13 protein-coding genes and 1 riboswitch are annotated in these 15,351 nt (G+C 57.5%); of the genes, 11 read left to right on the forward strand and 2 right to left on the reverse strand.

Translation table 11 applies throughout. The features are described from left to right. Window positions 1-212: 212 nt before the first annotated feature. The gene (locus HIJ39_RS17130; protein ID WP_243239788.1) at window positions 213-1,217 is read right to left on the reverse strand and encodes a C40 family peptidase; all 1,005 of its coding nucleotides are present in this window, start codon (window positions 1,215-1,217) and stop codon (window positions 213-215) included. 11 nt (window positions 1,218-1,228) lie between these two features. Then, window positions 1,229-1,367, reverse strand: a riboswitch (cyclic di-AMP (ydaO/yuaA leader). A gap of 237 nt (window positions 1,368-1,604) precedes the next feature. On the opposite strand from HIJ39_RS17130, the gene HIJ39_RS17135 reads away from it, so the two are divergent. The 7 genes from HIJ39_RS17135 (at window position 1,605) to codY (ending at window position 9,474) form a co-directional block, all read left to right on the forward strand. Next, window positions 1,605-2,252, forward strand: a complete 648-nt coding sequence (locus HIJ39_RS17135; protein ID WP_338055227.1) for an HAD family hydrolase — start codon at window positions 1,605-1,607, stop codon at window positions 2,250-2,252. A gap of 86 nt (window positions 2,253-2,338) precedes the next feature. Beyond that, the gene (topA, locus tag HIJ39_RS17140; protein WP_169101847.1) at window positions 2,339-4,429 is read left to right on the forward strand and encodes a type I DNA topoisomerase; all 2,091 of its coding nucleotides are present in this window, start codon (window positions 2,339-2,341) and stop codon (window positions 4,427-4,429) included. Then, complete coding sequence (gene trmFO / locus HIJ39_RS17145) at window positions 4,410-5,744, forward strand: methylenetetrahydrofolate--tRNA-(uracil(54)-C(5))-methyltransferase (FADH(2)-oxidizing) TrmFO (protein ID WP_169101849.1); 1,335 nt, start codon at window positions 4,410-4,412, stop codon at window positions 5,742-5,744. The genes topA and trmFO overlap by 20 nt, the downstream gene beginning before the upstream one ends. After that, window positions 5,737-6,618 carry a tyrosine recombinase gene (locus HIJ39_RS17150; protein ID WP_169101859.1) on the forward strand — a complete coding sequence of 294 codons (882 nt, stop codon included), beginning with the start codon at window positions 5,737-5,739 and terminating at the stop codon, window positions 6,616-6,618. The genes trmFO and HIJ39_RS17150 overlap by 8 nt, the downstream gene beginning before the upstream one ends. Window positions 6,619-6,633: 15 nt before the next feature. Beyond that, window positions 6,634-7,182, forward strand: a complete 549-nt coding sequence (hslV, locus tag HIJ39_RS17155) for an ATP-dependent protease subunit HslV (protein ID WP_169101861.1) — start codon at window positions 6,634-6,636, stop codon at window positions 7,180-7,182. Between the two features lie 9 nt (window positions 7,183-7,191). Beyond that, window positions 7,192-8,598, forward strand: a complete 1,407-nt coding sequence (gene hslU, locus HIJ39_RS17160; protein ID WP_169101863.1) for an ATP-dependent protease ATPase subunit HslU — start codon at window positions 7,192-7,194, stop codon at window positions 8,596-8,598. A 93-nt stretch (window positions 8,599-8,691) separates the two neighbouring features. Next, window positions 8,692-9,474, forward strand: coding sequence for a GTP-sensing pleiotropic transcriptional regulator CodY (codY, locus tag HIJ39_RS17165; RefSeq protein WP_169101865.1), 783 nt, complete (start codon window positions 8,692-8,694; stop codon window positions 9,472-9,474). A 54-nt stretch (window positions 9,475-9,528) separates the two neighbouring features. Here the strand turns inward: codY and HIJ39_RS17170 are convergent, their stop codons facing one another. Then, the gene (locus HIJ39_RS17170) at window positions 9,529-10,284 is read right to left on the reverse strand and encodes an N-acyl homoserine lactonase family protein (RefSeq protein ID WP_169101867.1); all 756 of its coding nucleotides are present in this window, start codon (window positions 10,282-10,284) and stop codon (window positions 9,529-9,531) included. Window positions 10,285-10,425: 141 nt separating this feature from the next. Between HIJ39_RS17170 and HIJ39_RS17175 the strand changes: the two genes are divergently transcribed. The 4 genes from HIJ39_RS17175 to HIJ39_RS17190 all read left to right on the forward strand — a co-directional run bounded on the left by HIJ39_RS17175 (window position 10,426) and on the right by HIJ39_RS17190 (window position 14,621). Then, window positions 10,426-11,124, forward strand: coding sequence for a polysaccharide deacetylase family protein (locus tag HIJ39_RS17175; protein ID WP_169101869.1), 699 nt, complete (start codon window positions 10,426-10,428; stop codon window positions 11,122-11,124). A 50-nt stretch (window positions 11,125-11,174) separates the two neighbouring features. Beyond that, complete coding sequence (locus tag HIJ39_RS17180; protein ID WP_169101870.1) at window positions 11,175-12,218, forward strand: hypothetical protein; 1,044 nt, start codon at window positions 11,175-11,177, stop codon at window positions 12,216-12,218. Window positions 12,219-12,331: 113 nt separating this feature from the next. Then, entirely contained in the window at window positions 12,332-13,552 is a 1,221-nt protein-coding gene (locus HIJ39_RS17185; protein WP_169101871.1) for a glycosyltransferase 87 family protein, read from the forward strand. A 67-nt stretch (window positions 13,553-13,619) separates the two neighbouring features. After that, on the forward strand, window positions 13,620-14,621 hold the full coding sequence (locus tag HIJ39_RS17190; RefSeq protein ID WP_169101872.1) for a glycosyl hydrolase family 18 protein: 1,002 nt from the start codon (window positions 13,620-13,622) through the stop codon (window positions 14,619-14,621). Window positions 14,622-15,351 lie beyond the last annotated feature (730 nt).

Consider the following 15,351-nt stretch of genomic DNA (forward strand, 5'->3'; position numbering starts at 1 on the left):
CAGAACGTTGGAAAGGGCATCATCAAGGGGGAGCACTTATCCACAGCCGTGATTTGTCCAGTTATGAAAAACCCTCACTTACCAGGGTACCAGAAGGGACGGAAAATGTTGATCCCATGCGGTTTTTTTCGTCAATCGAGAAGAAGGAGGCTGCCCCCTCCGGGTCCAAATCTGGACCCTTTTGGGACAGCCCCAGGAGACACGAAAGTCAATTACCGGCGAACGGCCCCGGCTCCGTAGTAGTGGCTAACCCAGTATTCATTGTTGAAGTTCTGGACCATGACCGACTGTCCCGGTGCCGGGGCGTCGATGAAGGCTCGCGAATAGCCAAGCTTGGGATAGGAACCAATGTAAATGCCCACGTGGGATGCGCCAGTGGAGTAGGTGTCGAAGAAGACCAAATCGCCGGGAACCAGTTGTGACTTGGCGATATGGTTGACGTCATTCCACTGCTGCCAGGACGTCCGACCGATGGAGATGCCGTTTTGGGCCAGGACGTACTGGACCAGTCCCGAGCAGTCAAAGCCGCGGGGGCTTTCGCCGCCCCACACATAGGGGACGCCGAGATATTTGAAGGCGGTCGAGACAATCGCCTGATCCAAAGATTGCGGTGCGCTGGCCGCTGGAAGCGAGACACTGGCAGAACCGTTTCCCGACCCGGTGCTGCCGCTGACCGGCTTGTTGGCGGAAGCGCTCACGCTGCCCCCTGGAAGGGTTAGCACTTGGCCCACCCGAAGGATGTTCGGATTCGACAAATGGTTCAAGCGGGCAAGGACCGGCCAGGTGGTATGAAAACGTGATGCAATCCCGGAGAGGGTGTTGCCGGGCTGAACCCGATAGGTGTGCACGGCCGACTGTACGACTGTTGGAGCAGCCGGCTTGGTTACCGTGCCCGTCAGACGCAGAACTTGCCCTACCAGGAGCAGGTTGGGATTGGCCAAGTGGTTGATGGCCGCCAAATGCTCCCAGGTCGTGTGAAATCGGGCCGCAATGCCTCCGAGCGTATTGCCCGGCTGGACGCGATAGGTGGTTGCAGGAGCCGCCTCAAAGGTTGGCGAGGCGGTCGATGACGAAACCCCTGACGCGGATGGCGTTTGCGAGTCGTGAACCGCAGCTCCATGGACGCCTGTCGGCGAAGCTGCTTGGGCTAATCCAGTCAAACTAAGCGCACTCGCGACGGCAATGCCGGCGACAGCGCCTGTCCATCGTATATGCAAGAAAGGGCTCCCCTTCCTTCGTGAATTGCCTCCGAGGTTAGTTGTCGGTTCGGGCAGAAGGAGCCCTACGTGTCATGAGCACGATTCACCAAGGGGAATACCCTTTAATCCCCCGTACATGGGAAACCCATGATTCGGCGCTAGGAGTCCTGTCGAGTGTACGAGCCTTTGGTCGAAATTGTCACCTTCGCTAAGAGTCGGTGACGAGTCCCCAGGCCCTGCGTTCGTCGAAAATTGCCAGCAAATGTCGCAGGATCGTAATCAATGGCATGGGTGGAAATATTACCCTAAACGCGAATTCCAAATCACCTATTCGACAAGGATGGGAATTCCATTCAAAGGCGCTATAATGGCGGAGAAATTGGGGGCGATACCATTAAGGCGATTATATGGGATTTTGACGGGACCATTGTCGATACGGAGACGCCGCAATTCGAGGCTTGGCAAGCGCTATTTGGCGAGTTTGGCGCCCGTTTAGAGCCCCACGTGTGGGGAAAAATGGTAGGGACCGTAACCGACTGGGATCTATTTGATGTATTGGAGAGGCTGACCGGGGGGCCCGTGCAGCGCATCAAGCTGGAAAGGAAGGTGCGGCGCCTTATTGAGAAGAAAATGACGGAGGCGCCCATTCGGGACGGTGTCGGGGAGATCATCACGGAGGCGGCGGGCCGCGGCTTGCGGCAAGCGGTGGCATCGAGCTCGCCTCGGTGGTGGATTCGGGAATTTTTGCGCCGCCATCGGCTGGAATCCTACTTCGCGGCCATTGCGTCCGCCGACGATGTCCGCCGTGTCAAGCCCGACCCCGAGGTCTACCTCACCGCCTTGGCACGGCTTAAAGTTGGTCCGTTAGAGGCCATCGCCATCGAGGACTCGCCCCATGGCTCACGCGCCGCCCTTCAGGCAGGCATCCCCTGTCTTGTGGTGCCTAATCCCTCGACGATGGAATTGCCGTTTCCCGTTGGCGTGCATCGCCTGGACACGCTGAAGGGGGTTACGCTGGACGGGCTCCAGGCGGTTTTTCAGGACGTTCGGTGAACAGGGAGATTGATTGGGGTTTTCTGGCGATGGGCAGCATAATGCGATAATATAGGTACGCTTGTGGACGGACGGGAGGTGGCAGATTGGCAAAGCCCAAACCATTAATTATTGTTGAGTCGCCGGCGAAGGCGAAGACCATTAGCCGGTTTTTGGGGAACCGCTATCAAGTCAAGGCATCGATGGGTCATGTGCGGGACTTGCCTAAGAGCCAATTCGGGGTGGATGTGGAAAAGGGCTTCGAGCCGCGCTACATTACGATTCGCGGTAAGGGAAGCTTGGTCAAGGAGCTCCGGGATGCGGCCAAAAAGACCGATCGAGTGTATTTGGCCACTGACCCTGACCGTGAGGGGGAAGCCATCGCTTGGCATTTGGGGGAGGCCCTCGGAATTAAGCCGGATGAGGCCCGACGCATCGAATTTCACGAAATCACCAAGGATGCCGTGACCGAGGCGATCCGACACGCACGCCCAGTCAATATGCATTTGGTGGATGCCCAGCAGGCTCGCCGCGTGCTCGATCGGGTGGTGGGCTATCAGCTTTCGCCGCTTTTGTGGCGAAAGGTGCGTCCTGGGCTCTCGGCCGGACGGGTGCAGTCGGCGGCCCTGAAGCTCATTGTGGATCGGGAACGGGAGATTGAGGCTTTCAACCCCGAAGAATACTTCACCATTCAACTCACGGTACAAAGCGAACCAGCCCTGCTGGCGGAGTATGCCGGGCCATTAGGGGAAAAAGGGCGCGTCAGCCAAGAAGAGGCTCAGGACGTCGTCAAGGCCGTGCAGTCTTCATGCCAGGCGCAGGTGATGGCGGTGAAAACGCGGGAGCGCCGGCGCTTTCCGGCCAACCCCTTCACAACATCCACGCTGCAGCAGGAAGCCTCGCGGCGGCTTGGCTTTTCCGTAAAGCGGACCATGAGCTTGGCTCAACAGCTCTATGAAGGGTTGGAAGTGGCCGGCGAGGGCACCGTGGGACTTGTCACGTATATCCGTACCGACTCCACCCGGGTTGCAGAGGTGGCGGTGGACGAAGCTCGCACTTATATTGAAACCACCTTCGGCTCGTCGTATTGGAAGGGGCTGGCCGCCCCCAAGCGACCCGAAAAGGAGAAGCCGGGGGTTCAGGGCGCGCACGAAGCCATTCGTCCCACGGCTGTCATGCGTCATCCGGATGCGCTGAAGGGGTCATTGACTCGCGACCAGTTGCGTCTCTACCGCCTCATTTGGGAGCGTTTCGTAGCTAGCCAAATGGCTCCCATGGTGTATGACGCCACAACCATCGAAGTGCAGTCAGCCGGCCACACGTTCCGGGCTCACGGTGCCGTGGTGAAGTTTCCTGGCTTTACCACGCTGTATCAGGAGACGCGGGAGGAAGGGGAGGACGAAGCGAGTCGCGGACCGCTGCCGCTGGTCTCCGAGGGCGACCAGTTTCGGGTGGCGGCCGTTGAACCCAGCCAGCACTTTACCGAGCCGCCCCCGCGCTTTAGTGAAGCGAGTCTGGTCAAGACGTTGGAGGAGTTGGGGGTCGGACGTCCGTCGACTTACGCCCCCATCATCGACACGCTGTTGCAGCGAGACTATGTGCGCCGCGACCAAAAACGCCTCTTTCCGACAGAACTGGGGGTGGTGGTGGTCGATTTACTGCAGACGTACTTTCCGGAGATTGTCGATATTTCCTTTACCGCTGCCATCGAGGACCAACTTGATCGGGTGGAGGATGCTGAGACCGAGTGGCGTCGAGTGCTCACCGATTTTTACCGGCCTTTTTCCGAAGAGTTGGCGCGTGCGGATGAAGATATTGAAAAAGTGGAACTGGCGTCGGAGGTGACCGATGAGGTCTGCAACGTCTGCGGCAAGCCCATGGTGGTCAAATACGGGCGCTTTGGCAAGTTTTTAGCGTGCTCGGGCTATCCCGAATGCACCAATACGCAACCGTTGGTCGAAAAGACGGGGGGGCTATGCCCCAAGTGCGGGGCGGACTTGGTCGTGCGCCGCTCCAAGCGGGGACGCACCTTTTATGGCTGCCGCGCCTACCCCAACTGCGATTTTGTTACCTGGTGGCGGCCTACGGAAAAAGCCTGTCCGCGCTGCGGAGCCTCGATGGCGCTTCGGCGCAAGGGCCGGCAGGATACCTTAGTCTGTCTGAAGGAGGGATGTGGCTTTGAAGAAGAAGCTCAGTAGCCGCGTGACGGTTGTCGGTGGAGGGTTGGCAGGCTCTGAGGCCGCCTATCAATTGGCGCAGCGGGGCATTGCGGTAGATCTTTATGAGATGCGCCCCGTCACCATGACTCCGGCTCATCATACGGAGCGCTTTGCTGAATTGGTGTGCTCCAACTCCTTTGGAGGCGACCAGGGACTATCCCCAGCAGCTCTGCTGAAGGCGGAAATGCGCCTTTTTGACTCCCTGATTCTGAAGGCAGGCGGGGAGGCACGGGTGGATGCGGGATCGGCCTTGGCCGTCGATCGTGAGATATTCAGCGCCAAGGTGACTGAAGCAATTGAAAGTCATCCCCACATCACCATTCACCGCGAGGTGGTTGAGACGGTGCCGGAAGGCCCCACCATCATCGCCACCGGACCGCTTACCCATGCGTCGCTGAGCCAAAGCCTCATCGATACGTTGGGGGACAATCCGCTGTCGTTCTTTGATGCGGCGGCACCCATCGTGTTTGGCGATTCCATCGACATGGACTATGCTTTCTACGGATCGCGCGAAGGCAGTGATGACTACATCAATTGCCCGTTAACCAAAGACGAATATGAAGCCTTCTATCAAGCGCTGGTAACGGCAGAGCAGCACCAGCGCCACGACTTTGAGGACGCGAGTTTCTTTGAAGGCTGCCTGCCGATTGAGGAGCTGGCGCGGCGCGGGAAACGCACACCGCTCTTTGGGCCCATGAAACCCACCGGTCTTTCCAACCCCTTAGAAGGCGGACGACGGCCTTACGCGGTCGTGCAGCTCCGACGCGACAATGCCGCCGGATCGTTGTGGTCCTTGGTGGGATTTCAAACCAACCTCCGGTGGGGGGAGCAAAAGCGCGTCTTGCAAATGATCCCGGCGCTACATCGGGCAGAGTTTGCGCGCTATGGCGTGATGCACCGCAATACCTATCTCAAGAGTCCTAAGATTCTCGAGGCCAGCCTGAACACCCGCATACGGCCTGATTTATGGCTGGCCGGTCAGATGATTGGGGTCGAGGGCTACGTGGAATCGGCGGCCTCCGGCATTTTGTGCGCCGTCAACGCCGCCCGCCATGTCAATGGCGAGGAGCCGCTGGTGTTGCCCCGCGAGACCATGATGGGAGCGCTATTTTACTATGTGTCGCACGCCGACCCGGAAAGCTTCCAACCCATGAATGCCACCTTCGGCTTGTTTGAACTGCCGGATGAAGTGCGGGCCATCAAGGACAAGCGCGAGCGGCGTCAATGGATGAAGGACCGGGCGCTTAGCGTCATGGGAACGGCGCTGGCGCTGGACACGGCGCGTTATGCCTAATCACCCTTGGGTTGGCGCCTATCTTCGTTATCTCAGCTCGGTGCAGGACGTCTCGGAGCACACATTGCGCGCCTATGAGAGCGATCTCAGCCAATTGCAGGAGACGGTTGGGCCGTTGGAGAGCCTGGACGCCAAGGCCATCCGCCGCTATGTGGCAAAGCTCGGGGAGCGGGGCGTATCGGCGCGGACGGTCGCTCGCAAGTTGGCGGTGGTTCGCTCTTTCTTCCGCTGGCTGGAAAAGGAGGGCTATACGGCCGAGAATCCCGCGAAACGCGTGCTGGCTCCGCGCTTTCGGCGCGGGCTGCCCCGGGTATTGACGGTGGACGAGATGCGCCAGTTTCTCGAAGCCGCCATGCGGGAAGGCGGTCCTCTCGGGTTGCGTAATTGGGCGCTGGTGGAATTGTTGTACGGGGGCGGTTTGCGTAGCCAGGAAGCGGTCGATCTGGACGTGGCGGATGTGAATCTAGGCTCCGGGCTCGTGCAAGCCTTGGGCAAGGGCAAAAAGGAGCGGCTCGTGCCCATCGGGCAATTTGCCGTCAGGGCCCTGACCCGTTACCTCGAGGAAGGACGGCCGCATTTGGTCTCCTCTCGACGTCAACGGGCGCTGTTTGTGAATGCCCGAGGCGGCCGCTTGACAACCCGCAGTGTACGCCGCATCGTCAAAGCGGTGCTGGTCAAGTCGGCGTTGCACCGCAACATCAGCCCGCACTGGCTTCGGCACTCGTATGCCACCCACATGCTGATGGGGGGCGCGGATTTACGGGTGGTTCAAGAGCTCTTGGGACATGAGTCGCTTCGCACTACCCAAATTTACACCTATGTCTCTCAAGAGCAGTTGGGCCGCATTTATCAGAATACGCATCCCAGGGCTTAAAATGGGAACGGGGGGATGACGGTGACGGAATTTCACGGCACCACCATCTTGGCGGTGGTGAAAAACGGGCAGGCAGTGATAGGCGGCGACGGTCAAGTCACCTTCGGGCAGAATACGGTTATGAAGCATACGGCACGAAAAGTGCGTCGTCTGTATCATGGGCAGGTTTTGGCGGGCTTCGCCGGCGCGGTGGCCGACGCCCTGACGTTGTTCGAGCGCTTTGAAGGCAAGCTGGAGGAACATCATGGCAATCTGCCGCGGGCCGCTGTGGCGCTGTCCCGGGAGTGGCGGACCGACCGGATGTTGGGCAAGCTGGAGGCGCTGCTGTTGGTGGCAGATAAGGAGAATTTGTTTTTGCTGTCCGGTACCGGGGAAGTGATTGAGCCGGACGATGGAATCGCGGCGGTAGGCTCCGGAGGCAGCTACGCCTTGGCGGCCGCTCGGGCGCTGGTTTCGGTCGACAGCGGCTTGAAACCCGAAGAGTTGGTGCGACGGTCCTTGGATATTGCGGCGGACATCTGCATATACACCAATCACAATTTGACCATCGAAAGCTTGGAATAGGAGGCGCTCATGGACGAATCGCAGTTGACACCAGCCCGCATTGTTGAAGAACTGGATAAATACATTGTGGGTCAAAATGATGCCAAGCGGGCGGTAGCCGTCGCGCTCCGCCATCGGTGGCGAAGGAGTCGTCTGGACCCCGATTTGCAAGAGGAAATTACGCCTAAGAACATTTTGATGATTGGGCCCACCGGGGTGGGCAAGACCGAGGTGGCGCGCCGGCTGGCGCGGCTTCTCAGGGTGCCGTTCATTAAGGTGGAAGCTACCAAGTTTACTGAGGTGGGCTACGTCGGGCGCGACGTGGACTCCATGGTGCGCGATCTGGTTGAGACCGCCATCCGCATGGTCAAGGAGGAGAAGAGCCAGCAAGTCAAGGAGCGGGCCGAACGGCTAGCCGAGGATCGCATTGTGGAGACGATGGCTCCGTTCCCGGAAGACCAGGGGGGCGGCATGAAGAACCCTTTTGAGATGTTTTTCGGCGGGAGCTCCAATCCCAATGCGTCGCGGCCGTTGGACGTAGAGGAGCGCCGGCGCATTGAAGAGGAGCGGCGTCGTATCCGTGAGAAGCTGCGTCTCAAGGCTATGGAGCATGAGGTCATCGAGGTGGAGGTCGAGGATCAAGGACCGGCATTTCCCATGATGAATAACATGCCGGGGATGGAGAATCAGATGAACCTCGGCGAAATGTTTCAGGGGCTGTTGCCTAAACGCACCAAGCGGCGCAAGATGACGGTCGCCGAAGCGCGCCGGGTGCTCACCCAGGAAGAGGCCGACAAGCTTATCGACAAGGATGCGGTGACGGCCGAAGCGGTGTGGCGCGCCGAGCAGCAGGGGATTATCTTCATTGACGAGTTTGACAAGATTGCTGGAGGCAGCGAGGGGGGACGGGGACCCGATGTCTCCCGTGAGGGCGTGCAGCGGGATATTTTGCCCATTGTTGAAGGATCCACCGTGCAGACAAAGTACGGTCCGGTGAAGACCGACCACATGCTGTTTATTGCTGCGGGCGCCTTTCATGTCTCCAAGCCCAGTGACTTAATCCCGGAACTGCAGGGGCGATTCCCCATCCGGGTGGAATTCAAGGCCTTGAGCGAAGATGATTTTTATCGCATTCTCACTGAACCGAAACATTCGCTGGTATTTCAATATCAGGCGCTCTTGGGGGCCGAAGGGGTGGAGGTGCAGTTCGAGGAAAGTGCGCTGCGCCAAATGGCCCGCTATGCTTTTCAGGTCAATCGTGACAGCGAGAACATTGGCGCTCGGCGATTGCACACGATTTTGGAAAAGGTGCTGGAGGAGCTTAGCTTTAGCGCGCCGGAACTCAAGGGGCAGACCATTCCCATTACCGATCACTACGTCGACGAGCGTTTGCGCGGCATCGCAGACAACATTGACATCAATAGGTATATACTCTGAATTTTTGGGTTCGTCATGACCTTTATCTCAATTTCCGTGCTATAATGGGAGCGGAAGTTTGATAGGTCATGTTGAATTAAGGGAGACGATGTCGTGGAAAAATTGCTCGACAAGACTCGGCGTATTAACCGACTCTTGCAACGGTCTGCGGGCCATCCCGTCAATTTTGAGGAAATGGCCAAGATTTTAAGTGAACTCATACAGGCCAACGTGTATGTGGTGAGCCGTCGAGGCAAAATTCTGGGGTATTCGCTGCTCGATTCCTTTGAGTGTGACATCATGGTGCGGGAAGTGTTGACCCCCGAAGTCTTCCCGCAAAGCTACAACCAGGGCCTCTTGAAGGTGGACGAGACCCATCCCAACATTTCGCAGGAAAAGCGTCAATGCGTCTTTTTCCATGAGAAGCCCTGCATTTACGAAAACAAGATTACCACCATTGTCCCGGTTAACGGCGGCGGCGATCGGTTAGGTACCTTGGTCATCTCCCGTTTCGGGCGCGAGTTTGACGATGAGGACCTGATCTTGGCGGAGTATGGCGCCACCGTGGTTGCTATGGAGATTTTGCGCTCCAAGTCGGATGAATTGGAGATGGAAGCACGGAAGAAGGCGGCCGTGAAGGTTGCCATTGACACGCTCTCCTACTCGGAGTTGGAGGCCGTGCAGCACATTTTTGAAGAACTCGGCGGGCCCGAGGGCTTGCTGGTCGCTTCCAAGATTGCTGACCGGGTCGGGATTACCCGGTCGGTAATTGTCAACGCCTTGCGTAAGTTCGAATCGGCAGGTGTAATTGAATCCCGGTCGCTGGGCATGAAGGGCACTCATATTCGGGTGTTGAATGACCGCTTGCTGGGTGAGTTGAAGAAGTTGCAACGCTAGTATCCGTAGACGGAAAACGCCTCCCTTGCGGAGGCGTTTTAGCGTTTTGCGTTGTCATTCATACCAGAAGGGGGCCAGTTTCCAGCCTTCCAGGACCACCTGGTCGGGGTCATGGCTGAAGAAGGGCCGGGCCCCATCGTCCACCAACTCCATCAGGCGCTTGAGTGAGGCACGCGCTTGGTCTCGGTCATGCGATGCGCCGATGTTGTCCAAGGAAAAGTGCGCACGGGTATAGACCGCGTCCGAGGTGATGATAAAGGGGCCGTCGCGAAGCTCGACGATTAGCGACTGATGGCCTGGCGTATGACCCGGGGTGGCGATGAGATGAAGGCCTGGGGCAAGCTCCGTGTCCCCGTCAAAAAGGGTCACCCGTGACGCGTCGGCTGGCTGGAAACTTAGGTCGGGGTAGCTCTCTCGATCGGTTAAGGCCGCTTGCCATTCGTCCGCCTGGACGCCAAAACGGTGCTGCGTGAAGGCTTCATTGCCGCCTGCGTGGTCAAAATGAAGATGCGAATTGACCACCATGTCAATGTCCTGAAGATCGATGCCCAGCGCCGCTAGTTGGGCGCTGATGTGATCGGCCGGTTGCAGCTCCGGGGTCAGCACCGGCACCGTATCCTCGCCCAAGAGGGCCACCGGGTCGACTCGACATTGGTGAGAACAGCCGGTATCGAATAAGATACGCCCCTCGCCGGTCTCCACCAAGTAGCTGTACACGGGGATTTGAACTCGGCGTCCCGGCGGCGCGTCTGGCGAAAGAACCGACCAGTCGCTGTCAAAGCGACCGACCGGAATAATGGCAAGCCTCATCACGTTGCCTCCTTTTATCATTGGCCCTCATTTTCGCTGAGGGGGTCCTGAATTCCTGCCGCATGGTTCATTCCGTCCCCGTACAAACTAAAGTACCCGAAGAATTAAACACGGGAACACACAACAGAAGGAGCGGATGTTATGCGATGGCTTCCTCTCATTGTGGCCTCCATCTTTTCCTGGTGGCCGGGCCACCATTCGGTGGTCACGCGGCCGGCTCCCGTCATTAAGTCGGTTTTGACCACCAAAAAGGTGGTGGCTCTGACCTTTGACGACGGACCTACCCGCACATGGACTCCCAAGGTGCTGCAGGTGTTGAAGGACAATCACGTTAAAGCGACCTTTTTCGTCATTGGCCAGCATGCCACCCAGCGTCCCGAAGTACTGAAGCAGGAAATAGACTCGCACATGGAAATTGGCAGCCACGGGTTTCAGCACCTCACTTTGCGGAATCAATCGGCTGATGCGGTCAAGCAGGAGGTGCAGCAAAACGAGGCACTCTTGACCTCGTTAGGCGTGAAAAAGCCTACCCTGTACCGACTGCCAGGCGGAAGTTCGGATAGTGTTGCGCTTAAAGTGCTGGGGCAAATGGGCTACAAGGTGATTGGATGGTCGGTGGATACCCGCGATTGGCGGCGGCGCTATACAGCCGATCAACTGGTTGAGCGGGTGAATAAGACGGTGCAGCCGGGTGCCATCATTATTTTCCACGATGGCCCCAATTCCTCGCAGGCGACCGTGGATGCGGTCAAAAAATTGATTCCTGAGCTGAAGCAGGAAGGCTATACCTTCGATACCGTGGGGCAGATGTTGAAACTGGAGAAATTTGGACCCCACTAAGACAGACACGCGCGTGGCCGGTTGCCATAGAAATATCCAGGGGGATTGCCGTGGCGCGGCCGCGCATAGCTTGGGTGCTGATATGCGGATTGGGAGCAGGCTGGATGGCGGGCGGGAAGTCCTGGACATGGATAGAACCCGTGCTGGGCGCGGCTGTTCTAGGGACGCTGGCCGTCTATTTTATGGAACTCATTTATGCCGACGAACGGCATCGGGAATGGCAGAGTACGGTGCTTGACTGGGTCCGCTGCTGGGGGCCCTTGGGACGGATTGTCGTGCCGGCTTTGGCTTTCGCGCTGGTCCTGCGTGCACTCTTGCATGGACTTCCCGTGGTCGGCCCGACGCGCCTCGAGATGTCGGTGTTGTCGGCGGTATTCGCCAGCACACTCTGTTGGCGGTACCGGCGGTTGGAACAGGTGGTCGCAGTGCTGGCTGCGATGGCTTTAGCCGTCTTCGTCTGGATACAGGGCATGGCGGGACCTATGAGCCCATTGGCCATCACGGTGCTGCTAGGGTGCGGGGTGTTTGTGCTCCCCGGTGGTGAGCCAGCCCATTTTGAGCCGATGAGGCGGCCCCGTTTTCTGCTTTTAGTGGGGAGTTTAGTGGGAGCGGGGCTGCTAAGCTATGGTCTGCACCGTGTGGTTCTTTCCCAGAGCTTTTATGCGATTGGCATGGGGCTTTTTTTGGCGGGATGGGCGTTGACCATTCAAACGGCCGGCCGCCCGCGGTCACACCGCGCCGGCCAGGCCTTTTTAACGTGGATTTTCAGCCTGGCGCCCGGGATCGTTCTTCTATCGGCAATGGTGATTTGGATCTTTGCCGAGTCCGCCGGCACACTAACGGTATGGGGTTGGCTCAGAAAAAATCGCCCCTATATGTACCGGCCTCGCGGACGCGTAATATGGGTGCTGGCGCCGTTGGGCTTTGTGGCGGCAGCGGCGGCGACATTGGGGTATGCCTTAACCGGAACGGCGGGCGATCTCATCGGGCTTTCATGCTGGTACTTTATTGCTCCCGTGATTGATGCCTACCAATGTGGACGGTTCCCATTTCGGCGCACGCCGCTACCCGATCCAGCCACCTTGCCGGATTAATACCGGATGGAGCCGATCCAAGTGGACCAAACATTGCCGGGCTAAAAGGCCAAGAGGCACCGGCCTCTTCTGTTATGCTGAATGAGAAATAGGAACGGAAGGCGAGGTGTCGAATGATGGCTTTCAAGCTGGGCGATTGGGCCCGGCGGGTGTTGGCTCTGGCCGCCATTGTTGTCTGGATGGCTTGGGGCTACATCCGACTGCGTCCGCCCGCCTGGATGGTGCATCATGGACAGTTGGCGGTTAACGCCTATGACAGCTGGGCGTTTCGCAATCTCGGGTACTCCGATGTCGTGAAACTCTATCAAACTCGGTTTTTGTTCAATCATTTAGCGCCCTATATTCATAATCGCATTGAATATCCGGTGCTGACGGGGCTCTTCATGTGGGCGACAGCGCTCGGTCATGGCGTCCAGGGCTACTTTTTTGAGACGTTTGTTGTGATGACGCTTATTGCCATCGCTGTCTATCTCATCATGGAACGGATCGCGCCGAAAGCCGCCTTTTACTTTGCGGCGTCACCACTTCTTGTGCTCTATGGTCTCCTGAACTGGGACCTTCTCGGAATTGGGCTCATGGTGGGGGCCTGGGTTTCGTACCGACGCCAGAGGTCTATTCTCAGCGCGATATTGTTGGCGTTAGGGGTGTTCGCGAAGCTGTTCCCCATCTTTTTGGCACCCTTTATGCTTGCCGAACTCTTACGTCAGCGGCGATATGGTACTATCGGCAAAATGGTGGCGGTATTTCTTGGGGCAAGCCTGGTGGTGAACCTACCTTTCGCCATTGGCAACCTCAAGAATTGGGCGTATTTCTTTACCTATAACGCGAATAGAGGTCTGAGCGCCGATATCTACAGCAATGCCTGGGTGCAGGACATATCGACACACGCCGCCAACGACTTTTCGCTGGCCGTGGTGGTGCTGGCTGTGCTGTGGTTTATGTGGAGAGTTTACCGAGGAGCACGGTCGATTGATGCGGCCGCGGCGACCTTTACCATTTTTCTCTTCGTCAACAAGGTGTATTCACCGCAATATACGCTTTGGGTTCTGGTGTTTGCGGTGTTGGCGGAATGGCCGGTGTGGACCTATGGAGCGCTGACCTTGATGGGCATACTCGATTACCTGAATTCGTTTACCATGCTGGAGTTGTATACGGCGCGCTCGTCGAGCACCATGTGGTATGCCAACCATCTTTTCTCCTTGGGTCTCGCCTATCGTTACCTCACGTTGCTGGCCACGGGAGTGGGCGGCTGGATGCGGCGGCCTATGACGGAACAGCTGACGCGGCGCGACAACTCCACCGAACCTCGAAGGCTGCTGTCGTCAGCGCCATAGGAGTCCAGCAAAAAATTCCAGGCGTTGGATGTGTTCTTCCGGACACGCTAGCGCTGAGGTGATTGTGATGAAGCGGTGGATGGGGGCGGCGCTGGCTGCCGTCGCCGGTGGGATGGTCGCCGTTCCAAGCTGGACTGGGCCACAAGCGGTGGCACGGGCAGCCGGAAGTCCCATGCAAGTGGTGGGGTTTTGGGCTAATGATGCGGTTTCCGGCTTAAGTGGGCTTTATAAATATCCCAAGTCTATCACCTGGTTTACGCCGTTTTGGTATTCCGTCAAGGCCAACGGCCATTTGGTCGACCGCACGGTGCCTAGCATCAAAAAAGAGGTGATGGCCAAGCACATTCCGGTGACTCCTTTGGTTAATGACATGACGGGAACCCAAGCATTTCTCAAAAGCCCCTCAACCTTAACCAATGCGGCCCGCAATATCGCCGACATGGTGAAGGCTAACCACTACGCTGGGGTATCCATTGATTTTGAGCCGCAGCATGTCTCGGTGGCCCCCGAGCTTAGTCATTTTATGGTCGAACTACGCGACTTTTTGCCGAAGGGTTCGGTCATTACCCTGTCGGTGGTGCCGCACTCAGGTGGGGCGTATCAGTGGAGCGCGTTAAACCCGGAAGTCAATCAATATGTTCTCATGAGTTATGACCAGCACGACGACGGATCATATGCGGGTCCGGTGGCTGCTACGCCCTGGGTGCAAAATATTGTCACCCGCATGGAGAAAACCGTTCCGCCGAGCAAAATCGATTTGGGTGTGGCGCTGTATGGCTACGAGTGGCCCAAAGGCAGCACGCACGCGGTGACGATTCCCTACAATGCGGTGACTCCGACAATGCACAAGAATGCCAAATGGGATTCCGCCGACCAGGAGACGTATGCGACCTTCAGGTCCACCTCAATGGGGCCGGTGAATGTCTGGTGGGAGAGTCTCCAGGGCATGAACCAGAAAATTCAGTTGGCAAAACAAGATCATTTGGCCGGGATTGCACTTTGGCATATGGGATACGCCAACGATTCCGTCTATCAACTGCTTTTGCACCAAGTGGGCACCCAACCGTAGGAAGGGACACGATTGTCTTTTCTTAAGAGGCTTCCGCCATCGCCAGCCGGATTCGGCTGGCGATGCGGATCTTGGGATTTACCATTTATCATGATGTCTATCATTGCCGGTATTTGGGGACAAACGGCCTCATCCTTTCCTCTCGCCCTCTATCGCCCCGTTAGACTGTTGTGGGTCCAATCCTGGCAATCTCCTCCCAATTTCAGCGGATTTCAAAGGTTGATGGGACAAGCACCCATATGTTAGGGTTGTTTATAGTCGCAATGACTGTTTTCTTTTATTGTTCAGAATCTGACAATCTCTATCATCGGTTGTCTCTGCCAGACGTCGCGGGAGGTTTCCCGCATTTAGCAGCACTACCCGTTGTGTGGGTAGGGAGCGCTCCCCGAGCGCTCGTGGAGGAAGAAAGGCTGTAACCGGACCACCCGGGGGCCGACCTATTGTCGGCTGACAGGGCTTGACGGCGTGCCGTGTCTCGCCACTGAGCGCATTGATTTGCGTGTATTTAGCCCATATGGCTTCACCCCGGATTGGCTCCGCTGAAGAGCCTTAGCGCGTTATTTCGTCCGTCGGTTGTGAATTCGCGATTCCCGCAGGTTGTGGGAGTCAGCTTTGCTATTCGCGGTTGCGGAATGACGGCGCATTATCGCTCAAGCGTCCTGTAGAGATGTGATTTCGGCGGACTTTGACAGTTGAGGAAAAAATCCCCCCGTTGGTACGGTTGTGGTGG

The sequence above is a fragment of the Sulfobacillus harzensis genome, assembly GCF_012933365.1.
GTDB classification, from domain to species: domain Bacteria; phylum Bacillota; class Sulfobacillia; order Sulfobacillales; family Sulfobacillaceae; genus Sulfobacillus_B; species Sulfobacillus_B harzensis.

What these genes read in the sequence shown, in the direction of transcription:
- hslV (WP_169101861.1), top strand. Translation starts at nt 6,634, where the DNA reads ATGACGGTGACGGAATTTCACGGCACCACCATCTTGGCGGTGGTGAAA.
- HIJ39_RS17185 (WP_169101871.1), top strand. Translation starts at nt 12,332, where the DNA reads ATGATGGCTTTCAAGCTGGGCGATTGGGCCCGGCGGGTGTTGGCTCTG.
- HIJ39_RS17170 (WP_169101867.1), bottom strand. Translation starts at nt 10,284, where the DNA reads ATGAGGCTTGCCATTATTCCGGTCGGTCGCTTTGACAGCGACTGGTCG.
- hslU (WP_169101863.1), top strand. Translation starts at nt 7,192, where the DNA reads ATGGACGAATCGCAGTTGACACCAGCCCGCATTGTTGAAGAACTGGAT.
- HIJ39_RS17150 (WP_169101859.1), top strand. Translation starts at nt 5,737, where the DNA reads ATGCCTAATCACCCTTGGGTTGGCGCCTATCTTCGTTATCTCAGCTCG.
- HIJ39_RS17190 (WP_169101872.1), top strand. Translation starts at nt 13,620, where the DNA reads ATGAAGCGGTGGATGGGGGCGGCGCTGGCTGCCGTCGCCGGTGGGATG.
- HIJ39_RS17175 (WP_169101869.1), top strand. Translation starts at nt 10,426, where the DNA reads ATGCGATGGCTTCCTCTCATTGTGGCCTCCATCTTTTCCTGGTGGCCG.